The 22,226-nt window shown below is 33.4% G+C and carries 17 protein-coding genes and 2 tRNA genes; 16 read left to right on the forward strand and 3 right to left on the reverse strand.

Annotation, left to right across the window (positions count from 1 at the left end):
- Nucleotides 1-389: 389 nt before the first annotated feature.
- Nucleotides 390-2,114 (forward strand): ShlB/FhaC/HecB family hemolysin secretion/activation protein, encoded by a 1,725-nt coding sequence (locus L3049_RS12745; RefSeq protein WP_275110200.1) that lies wholly within the window; start codon nt 390-392, stop codon nt 2,112-2,114.
- 6 nt (nt 2,115-2,120) lie between these two features.
- On the opposite strand, the gene L3049_RS12750 is transcribed toward L3049_RS12745, so the two are convergent.
- Nucleotides 2,121-2,681 (reverse strand): hypothetical protein, encoded by a 561-nt coding sequence (locus L3049_RS12750; RefSeq protein WP_275110201.1) that lies wholly within the window; start codon nt 2,679-2,681, stop codon nt 2,121-2,123.
- Nucleotides 2,682-2,984: 303 nt separating this feature from the next.
- On the opposite strand from L3049_RS12750, the gene L3049_RS12755 reads away from it, so the two are divergent.
- Complete coding sequence (locus L3049_RS12755; RefSeq protein WP_275110202.1) at nt 2,985-5,927, forward strand: hybrid sensor histidine kinase/response regulator; 2,943 nt, start codon at nt 2,985-2,987, stop codon at nt 5,925-5,927.
- 121 nt (nt 5,928-6,048) lie between these two features.
- Nucleotides 6,049-6,735 (forward strand): DUF3298 and DUF4163 domain-containing protein, encoded by a 687-nt coding sequence (locus tag L3049_RS12760; RefSeq protein WP_275110203.1) that lies wholly within the window; start codon nt 6,049-6,051, stop codon nt 6,733-6,735.
- A 121-nt stretch (nt 6,736-6,856) separates the two neighbouring features.
- Here the strand turns inward: L3049_RS12760 and L3049_RS12765 are convergent, their stop codons facing one another.
- Nucleotides 6,857-7,615, reverse strand: coding sequence for an SDR family oxidoreductase (locus L3049_RS12765; protein ID WP_275110204.1), 759 nt, complete (start codon nt 7,613-7,615; stop codon nt 6,857-6,859).
- A 140-nt stretch (nt 7,616-7,755) separates the two neighbouring features.
- On the opposite strand from L3049_RS12765, the gene purL reads away from it, so the two are divergent.
- From purL to L3049_RS12785, 4 genes are all read left to right on the forward strand, one after another.
- The gene (purL, locus tag L3049_RS12770; RefSeq protein WP_275110205.1) at nt 7,756-9,912 is read left to right on the forward strand and encodes a phosphoribosylformylglycinamidine synthase subunit PurL; all 2,157 of its coding nucleotides are present in this window, start codon (nt 7,756-7,758) and stop codon (nt 9,910-9,912) included.
- 145 nt (nt 9,913-10,057) lie between these two features.
- Nucleotides 10,058-10,786, forward strand: a complete 729-nt coding sequence (gene ubiE / locus L3049_RS12775; protein WP_275110206.1) for a bifunctional demethylmenaquinone methyltransferase/2-methoxy-6-polyprenyl-1,4-benzoquinol methylase UbiE — start codon at nt 10,058-10,060, stop codon at nt 10,784-10,786.
- Nucleotides 10,787-10,827: 41 nt separating this feature from the next.
- Nucleotides 10,828-11,532 (forward strand): type IX secretion/gliding motility protein PorT/SprT, encoded by a 705-nt coding sequence (gene porT / locus L3049_RS12780; protein WP_275110207.1) that lies wholly within the window; start codon nt 10,828-10,830, stop codon nt 11,530-11,532.
- A 27-nt stretch (nt 11,533-11,559) separates the two neighbouring features.
- Nucleotides 11,560-13,128, forward strand: coding sequence for an NAD(P)/FAD-dependent oxidoreductase (locus L3049_RS12785; RefSeq protein ID WP_275110208.1), 1,569 nt, complete (start codon nt 11,560-11,562; stop codon nt 13,126-13,128).
- Here the strand turns inward: L3049_RS12785 and L3049_RS12790 are convergent, their stop codons facing one another.
- Entirely contained in the window at nt 13,129-13,899 is a 771-nt protein-coding gene (locus tag L3049_RS12790) for a TrmH family RNA methyltransferase (protein ID WP_275110209.1), read from the reverse strand.
- A gap of 167 nt (nt 13,900-14,066) precedes the next feature.
- Here L3049_RS12790 and tamL point away from each other — a divergent pair, with 167 nt between their 5' ends.
- The 9 genes from tamL (at nt 14,067) to L3049_RS12835 (ending at nt 22,215) form a co-directional block, all read left to right on the forward strand.
- Nucleotides 14,067-16,400 (forward strand): translocation and assembly module lipoprotein TamL, encoded by a 2,334-nt coding sequence (gene tamL / locus L3049_RS12795; RefSeq protein WP_275110210.1) that lies wholly within the window; start codon nt 14,067-14,069, stop codon nt 16,398-16,400.
- A 129-nt stretch (nt 16,401-16,529) separates the two neighbouring features.
- A complete protein-coding gene (gene fbaA, locus L3049_RS12800) occupies nt 16,530-17,606 on the forward strand; it encodes a class II fructose-bisphosphate aldolase (protein ID WP_275110211.1) in 1,077 nt (358 codons plus the stop codon).
- A 155-nt stretch (nt 17,607-17,761) separates the two neighbouring features.
- Nucleotides 17,762-19,129 (forward strand): sodium-dependent transporter, encoded by a 1,368-nt coding sequence (locus tag L3049_RS12805; protein WP_275110212.1) that lies wholly within the window; start codon nt 17,762-17,764, stop codon nt 19,127-19,129.
- 63 nt (nt 19,130-19,192) lie between these two features.
- On the forward strand, nt 19,193-20,284 hold the full coding sequence (locus L3049_RS12810; RefSeq protein ID WP_275110213.1) for a helix-hairpin-helix domain-containing protein: 1,092 nt from the start codon (nt 19,193-19,195) through the stop codon (nt 20,282-20,284).
- Nucleotides 20,285-20,462: 178 nt separating this feature from the next.
- Nucleotides 20,463-20,654 (forward strand): 30S ribosomal protein S21, encoded by a 192-nt coding sequence (gene rpsU, locus L3049_RS12815; RefSeq protein WP_275110214.1) that lies wholly within the window; start codon nt 20,463-20,465, stop codon nt 20,652-20,654.
- A 78-nt stretch (nt 20,655-20,732) separates the two neighbouring features.
- Nucleotides 20,733-21,617 (forward strand): tyrosine-type recombinase/integrase, encoded by an 885-nt coding sequence (locus tag L3049_RS12820; protein WP_275110215.1) that lies wholly within the window; start codon nt 20,733-20,735, stop codon nt 21,615-21,617.
- Between the two features lie 17 nt (nt 21,618-21,634).
- Nucleotides 21,635-21,934, forward strand: a complete 300-nt coding sequence (gene hpf, locus L3049_RS12825; protein ID WP_275110216.1) for a ribosome hibernation-promoting factor, HPF/YfiA family — start codon at nt 21,635-21,637, stop codon at nt 21,932-21,934.
- A 104-nt stretch (nt 21,935-22,038) separates the two neighbouring features.
- Nucleotides 22,039-22,112, forward strand: a tRNA-Thr gene (locus tag L3049_RS12830).
- A gap of 21 nt (nt 22,113-22,133) precedes the next feature.
- Nucleotides 22,134-22,215, forward strand: a tRNA-Tyr gene (locus tag L3049_RS12835).
- Nucleotides 22,216-22,226 lie beyond the last annotated feature (11 nt).

Below are 22,226 nucleotides of genomic sequence, written 5' to 3' on the forward strand. Positions count from 1 at the left end.
TGAGTTAGGTTTTAATGGCGGGTTAAAACGATTGCAATTGAGTGAAAATAAGGCAAAAAAAAATCTCATTTTAATGAGATTTTTTAGTCGATTTAAACATTTTTGCTTGTACTAGTCGTATCAGATTTTGTATAAGCGGGACATTTTTTATCAACTGCGCATGATGTTGAAATTATTCCCAATAGGAATATAACTGCTATTGCGTAAAGTGCTTTTTTCATAGGTTATAAAATTAAAGATCTGGTAATTTCATTTTAAAACTGAGCAAAAGATATAAAAAATAAAGTTTGCTTTAATAGAAAATGCGAATATTTGTGTTTTGTTAAATTTTTATTGTCTTTTATACTTAGTCTGTCTTACTTTTGTTTGCAAGATATTGAATTAAATTAATGAAGAGAGTCTTTTTAGTAATAATCCTGTTCCATTTTATGATTGCTTTTGCTTATTGCCAAGAGGAATCATATGTGCTTAATATCATAGGAAATCAGTCAGATGTTGGGTTTGCTAAATTTTCAAAAGAAAGAGACGAAAAATTTGTCTTAAAGAAATTAGCCATAGATCGCTTGCAAAATAAAATTTCAAATTTTAGACAAGATGGTTATTTAGAGGCAAATATTGATTCCATTTATTCGAGTAATGACACAATTCATGCTTTTGTTCATTTGGGTGAAAAGTACAAATGGACTACTGTTGAATTTATAGAATTACAACAGATTCTTAAACATACTTCTCACTTAAAGAGGAAAGCTCGATTTTCCGATTTACAGGAATTGAATACTGATATTTTATCTGATTTAGGAAATCAAGGATACCCTTTTGCACAAATTGCAATAGAGAAGTTTGCTATCAATAATAAAGATATCAGTGGAGTATGGAGGATAGATGCGAATGATAAAATTATATGGGATAGCATAGTAATAAAAGGATCATCAAAAGTGAAAGCAAAGTTTTTACAACGATACTTAGGGATATTTCCAAATCAGATTTATCAGGAAAAGCAAAGTAGTTCTATATCTGATAAATTGAATAACTTAAATTTTGCCAAAGAAATTAAGCCTTCAGAAATAGAATTTTCGGAAGGAAAGGCTCAGGTTTATACGTATTTAGAAAAGAAATCTGCAAATCAGTTTGATGGAATTGTAGGATTTCAATCAAATAAAAAGAATAATAAACTAGAGTTAACAGGAGAAGTGAAATTGTTGTTGGAAAATACCTTCCAAGCGGGAGAGCGTATTTATTTTAACTGGCAAAAATTAAAAGAACAAAGTCAGAATTTGTCATTGGGCTTGGTATACCCATATCTCTTTTCTTCAAATATGGGTGTTGATTTAAATTTTGATATTCAAAAACTAGATTCTACATATATCACTACTGCTATAGATGCAGGTCTTCGTTTTTCTCAAGCGGGAAAAAATTACATTAAGGTCTTTATTGAATTGAACTCTTCATCACTTCTTTCTTCTGAACATTTAAAGAGTATTACAGTTTTACCAAATTATGCTGATGTCAAATCTCAATTGTTTGGGTTTTCATATCATTTCGAAAATTTAGATTATTCTTTTAATCCTAGAAAAGGCTGGAACGTGAATTTTTCAATAGCAGGAGGGAATCATCAATTAAAAAAGAATTCTAATATTCCTGAGGAATTGTATGAGAATATGGATTTGTCTTCTAAAATGATGAACGCGGAGTGGTTGTTAGAATATAATATTCCTCTTAGTAAGAAGATGAGTTTTCGGATAAGAAATAAGGGAGGTTATAAGAATTCAAAGGAATTGTTTCAGAATGATTTGTTTCGAATTGGAGGATTATCGTCAATCAGAGGTTTTAATGAAGAAGCTTTTATAGCCTCAAGCTATTCAGTTGCAACCACTGAATTAAGGTTTATTCCACAAGCTAATTCAAGCTTTTATTTATTTTGGGATGGAGGCTATTATAGAAACAGTTACTTGTCCGAAAAAAATGAAGATTATCCTTGGGGTGTAGGCTTTGGTTTAAATTTCGCTACCAAGTCGGGTATTTTTACATTGAATTATGCCATTGGAAAACAAAACAACAGCAATGTCGATTTGCAAGAAGCAAAAATTCATTTTGGTTTTATTAATCGATTCTAATTATTCTTAAGCATTACTGTTGTTTTTTACCAAGAAGTAATAGCTTATTAAAATAGAGGCCCCTGTTATGATGGAAGCTAGAAGATTAGGAATTGATCCATCAATAACTAGGTTTATGCTAAAAATTAGCAAAAGTGCTGTAGTGATGCCAATTGGAAAAGATTTTAAGATATAATTAAAGTTCGATTTGGAAGTTTTACTAGCTAGATTTTCAAGTTTTTCAACATCCACTTCAAATTCTTCAATTGCCTTAGCGAAAGCAGCGATTTCTTCATTAAAAAAATGGTTTTCTTCTTGTGAAATAAAGAAGAGAAAGGAGCTGAAATTATAATTTGCATAGATATTATAGTCCAGTCTGCTTTTTTTAATAATTTCAATGTTAACAACAGTCTTCCATTTAATTGGATTCAAAGAAAATAAATTCCCCACAAGATCTCCTCTTAAAAAAGTCATCCCTCTAGAATTGGCATCCGTAAGAGTATATCCTCGAACTTCATAGAATTTTATGATGTCGGAGACAACTAATTTCTTATTTCGTTTAATGTTGAAGCCAATTAGTTTTTTCATGTAATACGTTGTGTGTTTCAAATGTATTAAAAAAAATGAGGCTATGCAATTAGAAAATGGTTAAGTAGAATTGTGTTTATTGTCTTATTTTGTAATGGTTATAAGTATGAGATTGCTTTCTGTTTGTTAAGTTAGTTTTTTAAAGTTGTTAGTGTATTTTGTAATATGGTGATTTGTTGTGTTTTACAATAATAAATGAGTGTTGTTCTTTGATGGAAAAAATATGCGAAATTATATAACTCAAAGCTCTATAAATGAGTATAAGCACTATATTCAGCCACTTGTCAAATGTAATATCCCCTTATGTTGGAAAATAACAACTCTCTTATATCCATTGGAAATCAGCTAAATAAAATAGTTTTAGATCATTTAAAAGATATTCCAAATCCGAATAGTTTAGAAATGATGTTGAATACTTTTTCTGAATTAAGTGACTGTCCTTGTCTGTTTCTAAATTTTGAAAATAGATATGTAAATAGTTGCAGTTGCAAAGCGATGACATTACTTAATAGTGACTTGGCTAAGAATGGGGAAGGGCTTTTTAAGGAAATTACTAGAATAGGAACAGAACGGGATGACGCTTGCATCGAAATAGTATATGGATCATCTGCAAGAGGTGTTTTTGTACCTGTAAATATTAAGGGAGAATTGTATGGATACTTCGTCTATGGTCAGTTTGTTGAGGAAAAAGATCCCATGGCTATAAAAATTAGAAATGGTGAAAAATTAACTGATGACGAGGAAAAGGACGCAAGCTTACTAAAGGTTTTATCTCGAAAAGAAATTGAGGATAATATTCAAAAATCAATTCAATTCGTAAAAAGTATTGAGTCTCAATTCGAAATGAGTTATGAGTTGAATAATGAGATTAAAAAGAATAAGGAATCAGCGAACGAACTTCGGATTCAGAAAACATTCTTTGAAAACCTTTTTGAACATTCCCCTGAAAGTATTATTATACTTGATAATGAAGATCAGGTGATTCAAGCAAATCAAGAGTTTCTGCGATTGTTTGAATATACTCAAGAAGAGATCAAATCAAAAAAGATAAATGATTTGATCGTACCAGAGAGGTTTAAAAATGAGGGGTTTGGGGCAACTAAGGATGTATCTTTAGGGAAGATGGTTGAGATGACAACAATCCGTCAAACTAAAACAGGAAAACAGATTCATGTTGAAGTGCATGGAAAACCAATTGTTTTAGATAATAATCAGCTTGCTGTTTACGCAATTTATCGCAACCTAACACAGCAAGTTTGGAATCAGAAAAGTCAACAAATTATTCATAATATTTCCGAAATATTAAATTCTTCATTGAATAGTATTGAAGTGATTAATAAAGTAGGAGGAGAATTAGAGCAAATTATTGGTGCAGGTAAATTATTTTTGGAGCTAATAGCACCGAATAGGAGATCCTTGAGAGTTTTTGAGGAAAAGGATAACGCTTTTACTAATATTCTTTACTCTCAGTCTTTGAGCAGTTGTGCTATAAGAGAAAAAAGAATGTTGTATCTCAATTCTGAGGAAATACAAGAAGTGGTTAAGGAGAATAGACTTAAACTTCTGAAAAATCATAAGAAGTGGTTTGGTATTCCTCTTATTGAAAAAGAACAAGTTCTTGGTGTTTTTGGCATTTCTTTTGATTCAGAAGATTCTGATATGAGTTTGGAAAGCATCAAGTTTATTGAAGTGATATCTGCTCAATTAGCCAGTGGAATAAGCAAGAAAAGAAAAGATATGGAACTAAGGATGCTGGAACGTTCAACAGAGCAGAGTCCAGCGTCAATTATAATTACGGATACAAAAGGTAATATTGAATATGTTAATCCTAAATTTTGTAATGTTACTGGTTATGAGTTAAAAGAGGTGGTTGGAAGAAATCCTAGGTTTTTGAAGTCGGGAGCAACTCGCTCTGCAGAATACAAAGAAATGTGGGAGGCTGTTTTGGCAGGTGGCGAATGGAGTGGTGAATTTCTTAATGTGAAAAAGAATAAAGAGTTATTTTGGGAAAGAGCTAACTTTTCAGCAATTAAAAATGAATATGGTCACATTACTCATATAATTGCTGTAAAAGAGGATATTACGGAATTAAAAAAGTCAGAAAAAGATTTATTGGAATCTAAAAATCGAGCAGAAGAATCTGATCGATTAAAATCTGCTTTTTTGTCAAATATGTCTCATGAATTAAGAACCCCACTTAATGCTGTAATTGGTTTTTCGAATTTATGTGATGAGTCTTTATCCACTACCGAAATATTAGAGTTTGTTCGTTTGATTAATAAAAGTGGAAATCAGCTTCTTGGAATTATCGAAGATATTTTAAACTTTACTTCTATCGAATGTGAAAATTTTCAAGTTGAGTCTGAGGAGTTTTTCATGTTTAATTTCCTTGATGAAGTCATGGCAATGACGAAAGAAAAGCGAATACAAGAAAATAAGGAACGCCTAGGGATGCAGTTCAAAGCGGAAAAGGAATATTCAAAAATATTAGTAAAAACAGATTACCAGAGGTTATTGCAGGTTGTCACTAATTTAATGAAAAATGCCTTGAAATTTACAACTGAAGGGTTTGTTGAGTTTGGTTATAATGTTGAAGGTGATGAGTTGTGTTTGTATGTGAAAGATAGTGGTGTGGGAATTGAGAAGAGTAAAAAAGATGTGATTTTTGATCGATTTAGGCAGGCTGACGATTCTATTACAAGAACTTTTGGAGGAACAGGTTTAGGATTGGCTATTTCGAAAAAAATTATGGACATGTTAGGCGGTACAATTGAAGTGGAGTCGGAGCCTAATGCAGGATCTATTTTTAAATTAAGATTGAAATGTGTAATTTCAAAACAGAGTGAAAATAAGAAGTCTAAAGAAAATAATGGTATGGAAGCTTCGAATTCAAAATTAATATTAGTTGCAGAAGATGAAATTTCTAATTTTAAATTAATTGAAGCAATATTAACGCGCAACAACTACAAAGTGATTCGGGCCGAAAATGGTGAGGTTGCTGTTGACATGTGTCGAAATAATTCAAATATTTCATTGGTATTAATGGATATTAGAATGCCAATAATGGATGGATTAATAGCGACGAAAGAAATTAAGAAATTTAAGCCAGATTTACCAATAGTTGCTCAAACGGCATACGCAATGGATGGGGATGAAAATAAGGCAATTGAAGAAGGTTGTAACGATTATATTTCAAAGCCTATTAAGAAAGATCTTTTATTAGAGAAGTTGAAAATCTTATTGTAATATTTGATAATGATAAACGTCAATCTTGACGGTTTTTTATAGTTATTAATTCAAACCCAAAATGGTTTTTCGTTTTAAATAAAAATAGTGTAACTTAAAATCACGAACCAAAACTAGGATTTTGAGAGGACTAACGGTTTTATTATCTGCCTGTATCGTAAGTGTTTGCGCTTTTTGTTCTGTGTCATGTAGTAACGATTTGAGTTTGTTAGTGCATGAAAAAGAAATATCAAAAAGAGACAAGCAACAGTTACTATCTGTAAAATATCCTCAATTCAAAAATAAGGCAAGTAAATCAAAGAGAGGTTGTGATTCTATTAACAGCAATATTAGTGTATTTGTAAACAATTTACTTGCTGAAATGGAATGTGATCAAGAACCTGAAAGTGGTTTTACAAGCATGGAATTAAAGGTTAATTATGATCTTGATATTTTTGCAACAGATTATGTAAGTGCAAAGTTTATCATATACAAGTATCAGGGAGGTGCACATGGTCTTACCTATTTTAAATGCTTTAATTACAATGTACAGAAAGCAATAGGACTAACTTTGGGAGATGTGTTTCATGTGAAAAGCAAAATGGAAATACAGGCCTTAAATAAATTATTGGTAAAATACTTTAATAATCCTGATAATTGTTTTGATGAATTACCTGTGGTCACTTCTGCTTTTGAATCTTTTTCTTATCAGGAAGATTTTTTTGTTTTTTCTTTTTCTGATTATTCTTTGGGACCGTACGTTTGTGGAACAGCTGAAATAAAAATACCAGTTTGGGATTTAAAACAACATGGTTTACTAAAGCTTTAAGGTATTTTTTTGATGATCTTGAATCAATTTAAGTGGGTTTTCTTTCATTTTATATATGATAATTCCGGCTAATCGAAGCATTATCTGCTTCGATTAGCCGGAATTATAGTTTCTTAGAAACTTATTTTCTGTTTACGTCTCTCGCTGATGCTTGGGCTGATGGCATAATTAAGATATCATTTATTGAAACGTGCTCCGGCCGAGTTGCAATAAATAATAAACTATCTGCTATATCTTCAGCTTTTAAAGGTTCAAAGCCTTCGTAAACTTTCTCTGCTTTGTCTTCATCACCTTTAAAACGTACAATTGAAAATTCAGTTTCAACCATTCCTGGAGCAATTGAACTCACTCTAATATTGTGAGGCAACAGATCAATTCTCATTCCTTTTGTAATAGCTTCAACTGCATGCTTGGTTCCACAATAAACATTACCTCCAGGGTAAGCCTCTTTTCCGGCAATAGATGAAATATTTACAATTAATCCTTTTTTACGTTCAGCCATTAATGGGCTAATGCAGCGAGTTACATATAGCAAACCTTTTACATTTGTATCAATCATTCTATCCCAATCATCCACAATGCCTTTTTGAACGGGAGATACTCCTACAGCTAGTCCCGCGTTGTTTAGAAGTAAATCAATTTTCTTCCACTCAGAAGGAAGTGCTGAAATTTCTTTTTCAACATCTTCTTGATTTCGAACATCCAATTCTATAGATAAAACTTTAATCGTGAATTTTTTAATTAATTCTGCTTTTAATACTTCAAGTTTCTCTTTTCTTCGACCTGAAATGATTAAATCAAATCCTATTGTCGCTAACTTTTTTGCACAAGCTTCTCCAATGCCTGCAGTTGCTCCTGTTATAAATGCAATTTTGTTCATTTTTTTGAAAGTTTATTCAAATTTTTGTTTGGAATATCTTATCCTTATTAAGAAAAAGTAAAGGTAAAAACTACGGTGATTATTCGTGTTCCTATCTTATTTTTTTTAAATTTAAATATTATCACCTAAAATCTCGCACCATGGTAAATCAGGAAGTTTCAGTAGAGTTAGCAGAAGACTTGGGAATAAATCAGGAAGCTTTTGAAAAAATAACCAAAAACCTTGGAAGGAAACCAAATTTACTTGAATTACAGATTTATTCTGTAATGTGGTCGGAGAATGTATCCTATAAAAGTTCATTCAATTGGATTAATTTATTGCCTAATACTGGCGATAAAATTATATCTGGAGCCCGCCAGTCTAATGCTGGAGTTGTAGATATTGGAAATGATGAATATTGTGTGTTCAAAATGGGAACGCACAATCATCCAAGTGGAATAGATCCATACCAAGGAGCTGCGACCTGTGTTGGAGATGTATGTAGAGATGTAGTGTCTGTTGGGGCAAAACCTGCACTTGTATTAAATTCGTTGAGGTTTGGTGAAGCTTCTTTAGATAGAACGAAATGGTTGATGGATGAGGTAGTAAAAGGGATTAAAGATTATTCATCTGTTTTATACATGGAGAACATGGGAGGCGAAGTTTCTTTCAATTCTTGTTATGATACCAATCCGATTGTAAACGTTATGGTGGCTGGGGTTGTTCCCAAAGAGAAACTCCTATTGAATAGAAAAATTAATCCAGGACAATTAATATTGTTAGCTGGAAATTCTACAGGTGCCGAAGGAGTATATGGAGCAGAGGAAAATTTTAGCATACCAAAAGGAAACCCTGGTGTTGGGAATTCTTTAATTGATTGTATTTTAAAATTGAATGAAGCAAATGCCATTGTTCGTGTCGAGAATTTGGATATGGCAGGCATCGTTAATTCTGTAGCTTCTGTTAGTGTTCATGCTAATTCTGGTATTGATGTTAATTTAAATAAAATTCCATTAAATCAAACAGGACTTAGTATCGAGCAAGTTTTACTTTCAAGAACACAAGAAAGGGTTATTTTGGTTATCGAAACAGAAAATCTAACAAAAGTATTAGATGTTTTTACCAAAGCTCATATTGCTTGCGATGAAATTGGAACAGTTACTGAAAGAGATACGATTCGATTTATGGAATCTTCAGTCGTAGTGGCTGAACTGCATGCAAATGATTTAATTATGGGGCATGGAGCACCACAATTAAATCGGAAACACCATTCAATAAACGCAGACAAACAAGACAATTTTCTAGAAAGATTTTCAGAACCTGATAATTATTGGAAAATTATTAATGAGATGGTAAATAATCCAAATCTTATCATAAAAGAATATTTACAATTGCATCAAGAGGAGGAAGCGAAAAATTCACCTTCCGATGCACAAATTTCAACCGTAAACTCTAATGGGAAAGCACTTTGCTTTACTATTTCGGGAAATTCTGTATATGCTTTTAATGATCCAAATGTTGGAGCACAAATTAATGTGGCAAGAGCTGTTCGTCGAATAATTTGTTCTGGAGGAAAACCGTTAGCCATAAATGATTGTCTTAATTTTGGCAGCCCCTTGGAAGAAAAAGTATTCTCTCAATTTGTAGAAACAATAAAGGGTATTTCAAGTGCAAGTGAATTTTTTAAAACACCTGTAGTTGGAGGTAATGTTAGTTTTTATAATGAAAGTTCCGTACTGGGAAAAAGAGAAGCAATTAATCCTACACCTATAATTGGGATGCTTGGGGTAATTGACCCTAAAGTAAATCATATGTCCTATATTTTCAGGAATAAGGGAGATATGATTTTTTTAATAGGTAAATCGCGAAATGACATATCAGGTTCGGAATATTTGTGTTCAATTCATGAGAAATGCGAAGTTGGTGTACCTCATTTTGATTTGGATGAAGAAAAAAATATTAATTCTGTAGTCGCAAAATTAATTGAACAAAAATTGATTTGTTCAGCACATTCTGTTGAAAGAGGAGGTTTGTTTTTCAATTTAATTGAATCCTCAATGCCATTGGGGCTTGGTTTTGATATTACATCTCCAGCAGAAGTACGAAAAGATGCTTTTCTGTTTGGGGAATCTCAAGGAAGAATAGTTGTTTCTGTTTCAATGGAAAATGAGGATGATTTTGTTGATTTGATGATGGAAAGTGGCGTGCCATTTTCAACTTTAGGACATGTAACTAAAAGAGAGTTAAGGATTGATGATATTTCATATGGCTATGTTGATGAATATAAAAAGCTTTATCAAAAGAAAGGGATTAAATAAGTTTTAGTCACATATTATGAGTTTAATTTGTTAACAAAGAATCAATACATGATTCTTTGTTTTTCATTCACTATATTTGTGTCGTTCTTTTCAAATTTGATGAGAATACTAGTATAGTTTATTTTTAATTATTAGATATTTTTTCGTGGTAAATCCCTATAAAGATTTAGATAAAGGCAAAAAGGCTCAGGTTGCTCTGATGTTTAATAATATTGCTAGGAAATATGACTTCTTAAATCATTTTCTATCAATGGGTATTGATAAGCTTTGGAGGAAGAAAGCTGTGAAATTGTTAAAGCCAATTCAACCAAAACAAATGTTGGATATTGCAACAGGAACTGGTGATTTTGCATTGGCGTGTTTGAAATTAGATCCTGAAAAAGTTACAGGAATTGATATTTCAACCGAAATGTTAGCAGTAGGAAGAGAGAAGGTTGCTAAAAAAAATCTACAAGATAAAATAGAATTATTCGAGGGTGATTCAGAAAATATTCAATTTGATGATAATTCATTTGATGCAATAACAGTAGCATTTGGGGTTCGTAATTTTGAGAATCTAGAAAAAGGCTTAAAAGAAATGAATCGTGTAGTGCGACCTGGAGGTAAAGTTGTTATTCTTGAATTTTCAAAGCCAGCAAAGTTCCCTGTAAAGCAATTTTATAACTTTTACTTTTTTAAAATTCTTCCTTTTTGGGGTAGAATGGTTTCTAAAGATAGTTCTGCCTATACATATTTACCTGAATCGGTAGGTGCTTTTCCTGATGGAGAAAACTTTTTGAAAATTTATAGATCGTGTGGATTTGTAAATACAGAACAAATTAAATTAAGTTTTGGGATTGCATCCATTTACGTTGGTACAAAGCCAGTACAATAAATTCGTAGATTGTCGGTTTATACTTTAAAGAAATTTCCAGTTTGAAAAGATTATTAATTATACTATTGCTGTTGTCTTGTTACACTTCTAGTTATTCTCAAAGAGGATATAAGGCAGAAAGTGTTTTAAATTACCAAAAGGTAGATCAGAAATGGCTGCATTTTGGCTTTACGCTTGGAGTAAATAGTATGGATTTTGCAATCTATAATTCGGGAATTGGTGATGCTAGAGCTGAACAGGTTGTCTTTTCTCCTGGATTTTCAGTAGGTATTGTTTCCGATTTACGTTTGCATGAGAATTGGTCATTACGATTTCTTCCAGGATTAGAGTTTGGACAACGCAGTATTCAGTATTCAAATTTGGATGTTGAAGAAGTTAACGTCGAATCTGTTCTAGTTAATCTACCTCTTTTATTGAAGTTCAGAGCCCGCCGACTAAATAATTACCGACCTTATTTAATTGGAGGTGCTAGTTTTAAAATTGATGTACAATCACAAGAATCTCTCGATCCCGAAAATGATATGCTGGTTCGCCTAAAAACAACAGATGTTTACGCTGAGTTAGGTGCTGGTGTTGATTTTTATCTGCCTTATTTTAAATTAGCTACGGAATTAAAATTTTCAATAGGCTTAAAGGATATTTTAAATCATGAATATGATATAGATAATCCTGGATATGAGGGATACTCCGATGCAATTCGAAAAATGAATTCCAAAATTATTACGCTTTCTTTCCATTTTGAATAGAGATAAAATTTCACAATATTTCATAGAATGATTACCGAACTAGATATAGTGCTAAGTCCGAAAGATGCTTCGGACGAAAAATTTTACAAGCCAATTGTAGCGGATAAGCTAAATGTTAATGTCGCTGATATTTTCGGAATCAAGATTCTTCGAAAATCCATAGATGCACGCCAACGAAATGTGAAAATAAATATGCGTTTTCGTGTTGCTTTCGATGAGGAGTTTGTTGTAGAGCAAGGAGATTCGTTCGAGTATGCTAATGTTCTTGGGAAAAAGAAAGTGATTATTGTTGGTGCTGGCCCTGCAGGTTTGTTCGCAGCTCTTCGTCTAATTGAATTAGGCTACCAACCAATCGTATTGGAGAGAGGGAAAAGTGTTGAAGATCGCAAAAAAGATTTAGCTGAATTGCATAAAACTCGTAATGTAAATCCGGATTCTAATTATAGTTTTGGCGAAGGTGGGGCAGGTACTTTCTCCGATGGTAAACTGTATACCCGTTCTAAGAAAAGAGGTAATCTAAAGAAGATTCTTGAAGTGCTTCATTTCCATGGTGCTCAAGAAGATATTTTGATTGATGCTCATCCACATATAGGGACTGATGTTTTGCCCAAAGTTATTGTTAGAATTCGTGAGAATATTCTTAAGGCCGGTGGTGAAGTTCATTTTTCTACTAAAGTTGTAGATTACATTCTTGAAGGCGATAAAATTTCAGGAGTAATTACAGAGAGTGGGGAGCAGATTTCTGCCGAAGGAGTAATTTTAGCAACCGGTCATTCAGCTCGTGATGTTTATCGTACATTAAAAAATCAAGGAGTTGAACTAGAGGCCAAGTCATTTGCGATGGGTGTTCGAATTGAGCATTCACAGGAATTAATTGATCAGATTCAGTATCGCAACCCAGATGGAAGAGGTAAATATTTACCTGCTGCAACCTATAGTTTTGTGCAACAGGTGCAAGAGCGAGGTGTTTATTCATTTTGCATGTGTCCTGGTGGCGTTATAGTTCCCGCTGCTACAGGAGCGAAGCAACAAGTGGTTAATGGCATGTCTTCTTCGAATAGAAATACTGCTTTTGCAAATTCTGGAATGGCGGTTGAAATTCGCACTCAGGATTTGAAAGAATACAAGCAATATGGAGCATTGGCAGGATTGCATTTCCAGGAAGAATTAGAAGAAAAAGCTTTTGTTGAAGGTGGTGAAAATCTAACTGCACCAGCACAAAGAATGGAAGATTTTGTAAATGGTAAAATGAGTACTTCTTTGCCAAAAACATCATATCATCCGGGAATCGTTTCGTCGGCTATGCACATATGGCTGCCAGAATCTATTCGTATTCGTTTACAGGAAGGTTTTAAGGCTTTTGGTAAAAAATCAAGAGGTTTTCTAACTAATGAGGCCGTGATTTTAGGCGTAGAATCGAGAACTTCTTCTCCAGTTCGTATTCCACGAGAAAGAGATACGTATCAGCATGTTCGAATTGCTGGCTTATTTCCATGTGGAGAAGGTGCTGGTTATGCCGGTGGAATTGTTTCTGCTGCAATGGATGGAGAACAATGTGCCGAAGCATTTGATCGTTTATTCACGGCAAATAAGTAATTAAAACTCTTTTCTTCTAAATTCAGAGCAAATAATTGAAGTTGCCACAGATACATTTAAAGATTCTGAGGCAGCTTCTCCGCAAGGAAAATCTGGGATGTATAGTTTGTTTGTAACCAATTCCTGTATTTCAGGAGAAACACCTTTGCCTTCATTTCCCATAATGATAAAACCTTTTTTTGCAAGTTCACACTTGTAAATGATATCACCTTCCAGAAAGGTACCATAAATTGGGAAATCTGTGTTTTTATAATTCAATATTAAATTTTTAAGCGGAGTATAGCATACTTTAACGCTTGAAATTGCTCCCATGGTGGCTTGAATAACTTTTGAATTGTATAGGTCAACAGTATCTGGCGAGCAGAAAATGTGTTTGATCCCGAACCAATCGGCTACACGAATAATTGTTCCTAAGTTTCCTGGATCTCTAACATCATCCAAAACAATCGATAAAGATTCTTGAACTAAGCTTTCGTCTATTTTTTGCGACGGCATCTTAAATACTCCAATTACAGATGATGGTGTTTTTAATGAGCTGATTTTTTTTATCTGAATAGAATCTGTTTCTATAATTTGATTTGCTTTCAGCGTAGTGGAGATCGTACTTTCCTGATACCATTCTTTTGTGTGAATGAGATATTCAATTTCCGTTTTTGCTTCAATTAAATCAGAAACTAATTTGTTTCCTTCGGCAACAAAAAGTTGATATTGATCTCTAAATTTTTTCTTTTGAAGACTACTGATTAGTTTGATTTGATTTTTGGAAAGCACGGCTGTTATTTTGAAAAATTATCATTGAAAAAGGCAACTAATGCCAATAATATCTCATTGAAGTTAAGTATCTTTGTGGTATTTTAAACCGAATAATACTTTTATTATACTTGAAATCTTACGAGAAATACAAAAGTAGTTATAATTTCCTTATTTTAATTTTTTTGTTGAGCTTGCTTGTAGGCTCAGGGGCATGCTCCACTACAAAGTATGTTGGCGAAGGCGAATACTTATTAAATAAGGTAATTGTAAAGTCAGATGATAAATCAATTGCGACAAGTGATTTGAAACGAAATATAAAGCAAAAACCTAATTTGAAGATTTTAGGTATTTGGAGGTTTCATTTAGGTCTGTATAATTTATCAGGAAAGAATAAGAGTAAAGGTATTAACAAGTGGTTGAGTCGAATAGGTGAAGAACCAGTTGTTTATGAAGATTTTCAAACAAAACGATCTTTAAAACAATTAGAGATATACCTGCAGAAAAGAGGTTATTACAATGCAGAGCTCCGCGATTCTGTTAGTTTCAAGAGGAAAAAAGCAAAGGTTTATTATTTTATAAATGCAAAAGAACCTTACCGATACAATAAGGTTTACCATGAAGTCGATGAACTTCCTCATAATTTCCTAAAGCCTTTTCAAAAGGAAGTGGAAATGTTAGATTCAACTTTAATTCGTCAATATATTTCTGCTGATAAAAGTAATTCCTACGTTCACTCAGGAAATAAAGTTGATTCGGATGTTTTAAATAAGGAACGAGTCCGAATTTCAAAGCTGCTTAAAAATCAAGGATATTTTAATTTTTCTAGAGAGTACATTCATTTTATGATGGATAGTACCAATAAGGGAAATCAGATGGATATTTTTGTTGGCGTAAAAACTCCTGTTGATAGCAATGCAACTAAAAAATTTAGAATAAATAAGGTTTCCATATTCACCGAATATGATCCCAAGTTAATGTTGATGAATGATGAGGTGTATATCAATTCATTGGATACAATTCAACATGGTGGTGTCAACTTTATCTATAAAGATAAGTTGAAGATAAAGCCAAAAGTAATTTTATCATCTATTGTTGTTCGAGAAGGAGAACTGTACAACCTAAAAGCTGTAGAGCAAACCTATAGCCGATTGCAAGCTTTAAATCAATACAAATTTGTAAATGTGAAATTTGAAAATGATTTAACGGCAAATGGAAGCGATATTGGTAACTTAAATTGTATTATTCACTTGACGCCTTTCGATCGTCAATCCTACTCTGTAGAGTTGGAGGGAACAAATTCATCGGGGAATATTGGATTCGCAGGCAAATTTAATTATCAACACAGAAATCTTTTTGGTGGTGCTGAAATTTTAGATGTGCAATTTTCAACCGCAAAAGAGACATTAAAGTCCAATCAACAAACCGATTTTAGCTCATCTGAATATGGTGTCGAAACTAGACTTAAAATCCCTAAATTTTTATTGCCCTTTTTTAGTGCTGAAAAGTTCAGGAAATCATATAATCCTAAAACTGTTTTATCCTTATCTTATAACTATCAAAGACGACCAGATTATACCAGAACAATTGCCGATGCAAGTTTTGGTTACGTATGGAGATCATCTAAAAAGTTAACGCATACTTTAAATTTAATAGAATTAAATTTTGTAGATGTGAAGAATTTGAGTTCTGATTTTTTGGGGTCTATTGATAATTTATACATTCAAAATTCATTTACTGATCACGTAATTCCTACCAGTAGATATTCGATGATTTATAACGATCAGAATATTAATATTCCGGGCGATTACAATTACGTTAGATTGAATTTTGAAACTGCAGGAAATTCATATAATGCTTTTAATCAATTAATAGGTAGGTCTAAGAAAATAGATTATAATGATGATGGAATAGAGGAAGGAAAATACTACGAATTTTTAGGAATTCGCTATGCACAATACTTAAAAGCTGATATTGAATATCGATACAGTCATCATATTAATAAGGCTAATACCATGGTTTATCGTGTCTTTTTAGGTGCCGGTTTACCATATGGAAATCTTGAAGTATTGCCATTTGAAAAGAGTTATTTTTCAGGTGGAGCAAATGGAATCCGTGCATGGCAAGTAAGATCTTTAGGTCCAGGTTCATATTCTAATGATGCAGCGACTTATCCAAACAACACGGCCGATTTAAAATTAGAAGCAAATCTTGAATACCGTTTTAAACTGATTTGGGCTCTTGAAGGTGCTTTATTTTTAGATGCAGGTAATATTTGGGCTGTATCATCCAGAGATAATCGTCCTGGTGCAAAATTTAATATGGATAGCTTCTATAAAGAAGTCGCATTAGGTACAGGAATTGGTGCTCGGGTCGATCTAAATTTTATTCTTTTCAGATTGGATTTGGGACTTAAATTGAGAGATCCATCATTGGTTGGAAGTAAGCGATGGATTATTGGAGATCGCACATTCAAGTTCTCTCAATTAACCTATAATATCGGTATTGGCTATCCATTTTAAATTGCATTCGTTTGCGGAATTTTCTTCGTGAAAAAAGGAGGCAAAATCTATAATTTCTTTTTAACTTCGTACTTAAATTGACTTGCCAAGCCAAATATATTTAGAACTATCCGATAAAATTATATTATTATGAAAAAAGTATTAGAAGTAGTTAAGCCAGGTGTAATCACGGGTGATGATGTACAAAAAGTATTTCAAATTGCGAAACAAGAAGGATTCGCTCTTCCTGCCGTAAATGTTGTGAATACGAACTCTATCAATGCTGCTTTAGAAGCTGCACGCGAAGCTAATTCTCCTATTATTATTCAGTTCTCAAATGGTGGTGCTTCTTTTCTTTCAGGAAAAGGTATTGGAGCTAATGGCCATGATGCAGCCATTATTGGAGCTGTTGCCGGTGCTAAGTATGTTCACGCTGTTGCTGAGCATTATGGTATTCCAGTAATTCTTCATACTGACCATGCTGCTAAAAAACTATTGCCTTGGATTGACGGTTTGTTGGATGCAGGTGAAGAGTTTTTTGCTCAAACAGGAAAGCCATTGTTTAGCTCTCATATGTTAGACCTTTCTGAAGAATCATTAGAAGAGAATATCGAAACTTGTGCGAAGTACTTAGAGCGTATGGACAAAATCGGAATGACTATCGAAATAGAGTTAGGTTGTACAGGTGGTGAAGAAGATGGTGTTGATAACACTGAAATGGACAACTCTTTATTATATACTCAGCCAGCTGATGTAGCTTTAGCATATGAGACATTATTGAAAGTATCTCCTCGTTTCACTATTGCAGCTTCTTTTGGTAATGTACATGGTGTGTACAAGCCAGGTAACGTTGTATTAACTCCAAAAATTCTTTTAAACTCACAAGCGTTCATTTCAGAGAAATATGCGGTTGCTGAAAATACGGTTGACTTTGTATTCCATGGTGGTTCAGGTTCTACTTTAGAAGAGATTCGTGAAGCAATTTCATACGGTGTTGTTAAGATGAACATCGATACTGATACGCAGTGGGCATGTTGGGATGGCGTACGTGAGTACGAAGCTAAGCACCGTGATTACCTACAAGGACAAATTGGTAACCCAGATGGGGAAGAAAAACCAAACAAGAAATATTATGACCCACGTAAATGGTTACGTGAGGGGGAAATTTCAATGAAAGACCGTTTAGTTGTAGCTTTCGAAGATTTGAATGGTGTAGGTAGAAACTAATCTAACCTTCATTTGATATATAGAAACCCGGAATCACTTCCGGGTTTTTTCATTTAGAATAATTACAAAACCTAAAACGTTGTTTTGATATTGAGCGTAAATTTAGCAAATTTGAATTTCCCAATCTAAAAATGACATTAACCCAATAACCAAGCATGAGTAAAAATTCTCTTTCCAGTCGCGATGTGTTTACAAGTAGACTAGGTGTAATTGCTGCAGCTGCAGGTTCGGCAGTTGGTTTAGGTAACATCTGGAAATTTCCGTACATAACTGGAGTTTACGGAGGAGCAGCCTTTCTTTTCGTTTATCTGGGATTTATAGCTCTCATAGGTTTGCCAATTATGCTTTCTGAGTTTACAATCGGTCGAAAATCAAAAAGTAACGCTTTTGGTGCATTTAAAAAATTAGCTCCGGGATCTCCATGGAAGTTTGTTGGCATGCTTGGTGTAGCAGCTGCATTTATGATTTTATCCTTTTATGGTGTTGTTGCAGGTTGGAGTATCGACTATATTATCAAATCCGTTACAGATAGCTTTGCATCTAAAAGTCCGGATGAATTGGACTCTATGTTTACACAGTTTATTGAGCAACCAGGGTTACCAATTGTTTATCAATTGTCTTTTATGTTGATGACGATGGCGATTGTAATTATAGGAGTAAAAGATGGTATAGAAAAGTATGCAAAGATTTTGATGCCAATATTGATTCTTATAATTCTTGTTTTAGATGTTAGAGCGATCACATTGGATGGGGCAAAAGAAGGTTTGAATTTCTTATTTCACCCTGATTTTTCTAAGCTAACAGGAGAAGGAGTATTGAGTGCTTTGGGCCATGCTTTTTTCTCTCTAAGTTTGGGCATGGGAACCCTAATTACTTATGGCTCCTATATTGGGAATCAGAATAATTTAGCTAAAACTGCTTTGCAGGTAACTGTAGCTGATACGCTTATCGCAATTCTTGCCGGAGTTGCTATTTTTCCAGCTGTATTTGCCTTTGGTATTGAACCAAGTAGTGGGCCAGGACTCGTGTTTATAACCTTACCTAATGTGTTTCAGCAAATGCCGGGCGGGTTTTTCTTTTCAATCTTGTTTTTTCTCTTATTGACTGTAGCCGCTCTTACTTCATCTATTTCAATACTTGAGGTTGTTGTAGCTTATTTTAGAGAGGAATTGAAGATTAAGAGAAAACTTGCAACTATATTAGCAACAGCTATGATTGCTATTGTTGGTGTATTTTGCTCTCTTTCGATGGGATTATTAAAAGAAAACACTTTGTTTGGACTAAATTTCTTTGATCTTCTTGATTGGATTTCAGCTAATATGTTATTGCCTCTGGGAGGTTTATTTATTTCCTTATTTATTGGTTGGTATTGGGGGCGTGAAAAAATTGAAGAGGAATTGGCTAAAGGTGCAGGGGTAGTGAGTTGGTTGTTGAGTGTTTTTATTTTTTTAGTGAAGTTTATAGCGCCGGGTGCAATTGCAATTGTGTTCCTTCATGGGCTAGGCGTTTTTAATTTTGGATAATAGACATAAAATTGAGATATTGTTAAGTGTAAATTTTATTTAGATACACATTTAACAGTTAAAATGAAGATTCAATTCCTCCTAAAAGAGTATTTTACTTATTCGGCTTCCGAAAAGAAAGGAATATTTATATTATTGATTCTGATATTATTCTTCTTTTTCTTGCCTTTTTTATTTCAAGTAAAAACGAATAAAACTTCTAATCAAGATAAGATTAAACAAGAAGAATTGAGTCGTCTTCTCTCAGACATTGTATCGAAGACAGAAGTTGAGAAGCCAAAAATAATTAAGTCTAAGTTATTCCGTTTCGATCCGAATAAGGTGAGTCATTCACAATTGTGTAAGTTGGGATTTACCGATTATCAGTCTAAAAACATAATCAAGTATAGGAGTAAGGGAGGTGTTTTTAGAAATAAGAAAGACTTACTACGTATTTATGGAATCTCTTCAAAAGATCTTTCTTCGTTTGATTCCTTTATTGATTTTCCTAAGGCAAGAAAGGGTAGTAAGAGAATAGTTTCTGCACCCAGAAAGATTCTTTTTTCATTTAATCCTAATTTGATTAGTGAGAATGACTGGAAGCGCTTGGGGGTATCTTCCCGTATTGCTAAAAGAATAAAAAAATATTTAGCTAGTGGCGCTAGTTTTAAATCAGCTTCAGATATAGGCAAAATATACGGGTTTGATACTTTATTGCTCAAGGATCTCTATCCATATGTCCGTATTGACAATAAGCTATTAATGAAAAAGGAAGTGCTATTGGTTGATTTAAATAAAGTAGATTCAATCGGTTTGAAGCAATTACCTGGTATCGGTGCTGTTTTGTCTAGGCGAATCTTAAAGTATCGTGATCTATTAGGTGGTTTCTCTTCAAAAGAGCAGCTAATTGAAGTGTATGGGATTTCAAAACAGAACTTTGATCCTATTTCAGATAAACTTATTGTTGATTCTACTTTGGTTCAGAAATTGGGAATCAATTCTATAAAATCTGAGGATTTAAGAAAACACCCTTATATTGACTATCGAATGGCAAAAGATATAATCAGATATAGGGAACGAAAAGGATCGTTTTCTTCCTTGACAAAACTGATAGAATATCGCTTAATATCTGATTCTACATTTGTCAAAATACGCCCATATTTAAATTTAAATTAGAAAGTTCGTTATTTATTGAGAAAGAATAGGTTATTTTCTACCTTTGTACGCCCGCAAAAAGAACTTATTTCTTAATTTTAAGGTAATTGGTCAGATTTTTATAAATTTGTTTGAAATATCGTGAATGAATTAATAAGTTTGCGGCTCATTTAGAAATAATTAAATAAAAGAAGAAACTATGATTATTATTCCTATGAAGGAAGGCGAAAACATTGAAAGAGCCTTAAAAAAATTCAAAAGAAAATTCGAAAAGACTGGTGTGATCAAAGAATTACGTGGAAGACAAGTTTACATTAAGCCTTCTGTAAGAAAGAGAAAAGAAAAGATTCATGCAGTTTATGTTCAGCAAATGCAACAAGCTGAAGATTGATTTCTTGTAAATTAAAATTCCTTGATATCTTAATTTTTTGTATCTTGGATTATCCTGTTGGATAAATATCCTGGATGTATGAGATATAAGGAATCTTTTCTGTCTTATTTACAATACGAGAAACGATACTCCAAACATACTTTGGTATCTTACGATTGCGACTTAAGTCAATTTTTTTCTTTTTTATCATCCTATGGGATTGAAGAGTCTGAAATTGTTGATTTGAATTTCAAAGATGTTAGAAAGTGGATCGTTTTTTTAATGAATGACGGCTGCTCAGCCAGAACTGTAAATAGGAAATTATCTTCTTTGAAATCCTTTTTTAAATATTTGTTGAGAGAATCGCTAATACAACAAAATCCGATGGATAGAGTTGTTGGGCCTAGGCAAGGGAAGAAGCTTCCTGATTTTGTTGCCGAGCACAGTATGCGATTGCTTCAGGAAATTGATTTTGGTGAAGGATTCGAAGGGATTCGAGACAGATTAGTTGTTGAATTGTTTTATCATACTGGCATGCGTTTATCAGAATTGATGAATTTAAAAGTGTCGAGTTTTGATCGTTCAGCATCTGTTGTTCGAGTTTTAGGTAAAAGAAATAGGGAGAGAATTATTCCTGTTAGTAGTAATCTCGAAACACTTCTTGATGAGTATCTGGAAGTTAGAGAAGGAGTTTTGGAAGATGGGAGTGATTTTCTTTTTGTAACTAAAAAGGGGGTGCCTGTATACGAAAAATTGTTGTACAGAATCGTGACAAAACATTTGTCAAAGATCACAACGCTTTCAAAAAAGAGTCCTCACGTGTTGCGACACACATTTGCAACACATTTGCTTAATAATGGAGCTGAGTTGAATGCTATAAAAGAGTTGTTGGGACATTCTAATTTGTCTGCAACTCAAATATACACTCATACAAGCTTCGAGAGGTTAAACGATATTTATAAACAGGCTCACCCCAGAGCATAAAACTTGGAGGATAGAGTATGAAAGTAAACATTCAGGCAGTCGGTTTTGTTGCAAATATTAAGTTGGAGACATTTATTCAAAGTAAATTGAATAAATTGCTGAAGTACGATGATGATGTTATTGGAGTAGAGGTCTTTCTTCGTTTGGAAAAATCAAATTCAATTGATAATAGAATTGTTGAAATTAGTTTAGATATAAAGGGTGCTGATTTATTTGCAAAAAAGCAAAGTCAAACCTTTGAAGAGTCGGCTGATTTGGTTGTGGAAGCTCTTCGTCGCCAGCTAAAAAAACACAAAGAGAAGCTTCGTGCAAAATAATCGTAAAAAATACGCAATTCGCTTGCGATAAATTTAAAATGTTTTTACATTTGCAGACCATTTGTGAGGGAATTGTATGTCCTGATGCGAATGGTCTGTTAATTGCCAGTGTAGCTCAGTTGGTCAGAGCAGCTGATTTGTAATCAGCAGGTCGTCGGTTCGAATCCGGCCACCGGCTCTTTTTATTGAATTTATTATTGGGGAGATACCAAAGTGGCCAACTGGGGCGGACTGTAACTCCGCTGACTTTGTCTTCGTAGGTTCGAATCCTGCTCTCCCCACAGTGAATTTT

This window comes from Labilibaculum sp. DW002 (genome assembly GCF_029029525.1).
In the GTDB taxonomy this organism is placed as follows: domain Bacteria; phylum Bacteroidota; class Bacteroidia; order Bacteroidales; family Marinifilaceae; genus Paralabilibaculum; species Paralabilibaculum antarcticum.

What these genes read in the sequence shown, in the direction of transcription:
- L3049_RS12755 (WP_275110202.1), top strand. Translation starts at nt 2,985, where the DNA reads ATGTTGGAAAATAACAACTCTCTTATATCCATTGGAAATCAGCTAAAT.
- L3049_RS12785 (WP_275110208.1), top strand. Translation starts at nt 11,560, where the DNA reads ATGATTACCGAACTAGATATAGTGCTAAGTCCGAAAGATGCTTCGGAC.
- L3049_RS12745 (WP_275110200.1), top strand. Translation starts at nt 390, where the DNA reads ATGAAGAGAGTCTTTTTAGTAATAATCCTGTTCCATTTTATGATTGCT.
- L3049_RS12765 (WP_275110204.1), bottom strand. Translation starts at nt 7,615, where the DNA reads ATGAACAAAATTGCATTTATAACAGGAGCAACTGCAGGCATTGGAGAA.
- fbaA (WP_275110211.1), top strand. Translation starts at nt 16,530, where the DNA reads ATGAAAAAAGTATTAGAAGTAGTTAAGCCAGGTGTAATCACGGGTGAT.
- L3049_RS12820 (WP_275110215.1), top strand. Translation starts at nt 20,733, where the DNA reads ATGAGATATAAGGAATCTTTTCTGTCTTATTTACAATACGAGAAACGA.
- L3049_RS12810 (WP_275110213.1), top strand. Translation starts at nt 19,193, where the DNA reads ATGAAGATTCAATTCCTCCTAAAAGAGTATTTTACTTATTCGGCTTCC.
- rpsU (WP_275110214.1), top strand. Translation starts at nt 20,463, where the DNA reads ATGATTATTATTCCTATGAAGGAAGGCGAAAACATTGAAAGAGCCTTA.
- L3049_RS12805 (WP_275110212.1), top strand. Translation starts at nt 17,762, where the DNA reads ATGAGTAAAAATTCTCTTTCCAGTCGCGATGTGTTTACAAGTAGACTA.
- hpf (WP_275110216.1), top strand. Translation starts at nt 21,635, where the DNA reads ATGAAAGTAAACATTCAGGCAGTCGGTTTTGTTGCAAATATTAAGTTG.
- L3049_RS12750 (WP_275110201.1), bottom strand. Translation starts at nt 2,681, where the DNA reads ATGAAAAAACTAATTGGCTTCAACATTAAACGAAATAAGAAATTAGTT.
- purL (WP_275110205.1), top strand. Translation starts at nt 7,756, where the DNA reads ATGGTAAATCAGGAAGTTTCAGTAGAGTTAGCAGAAGACTTGGGAATA.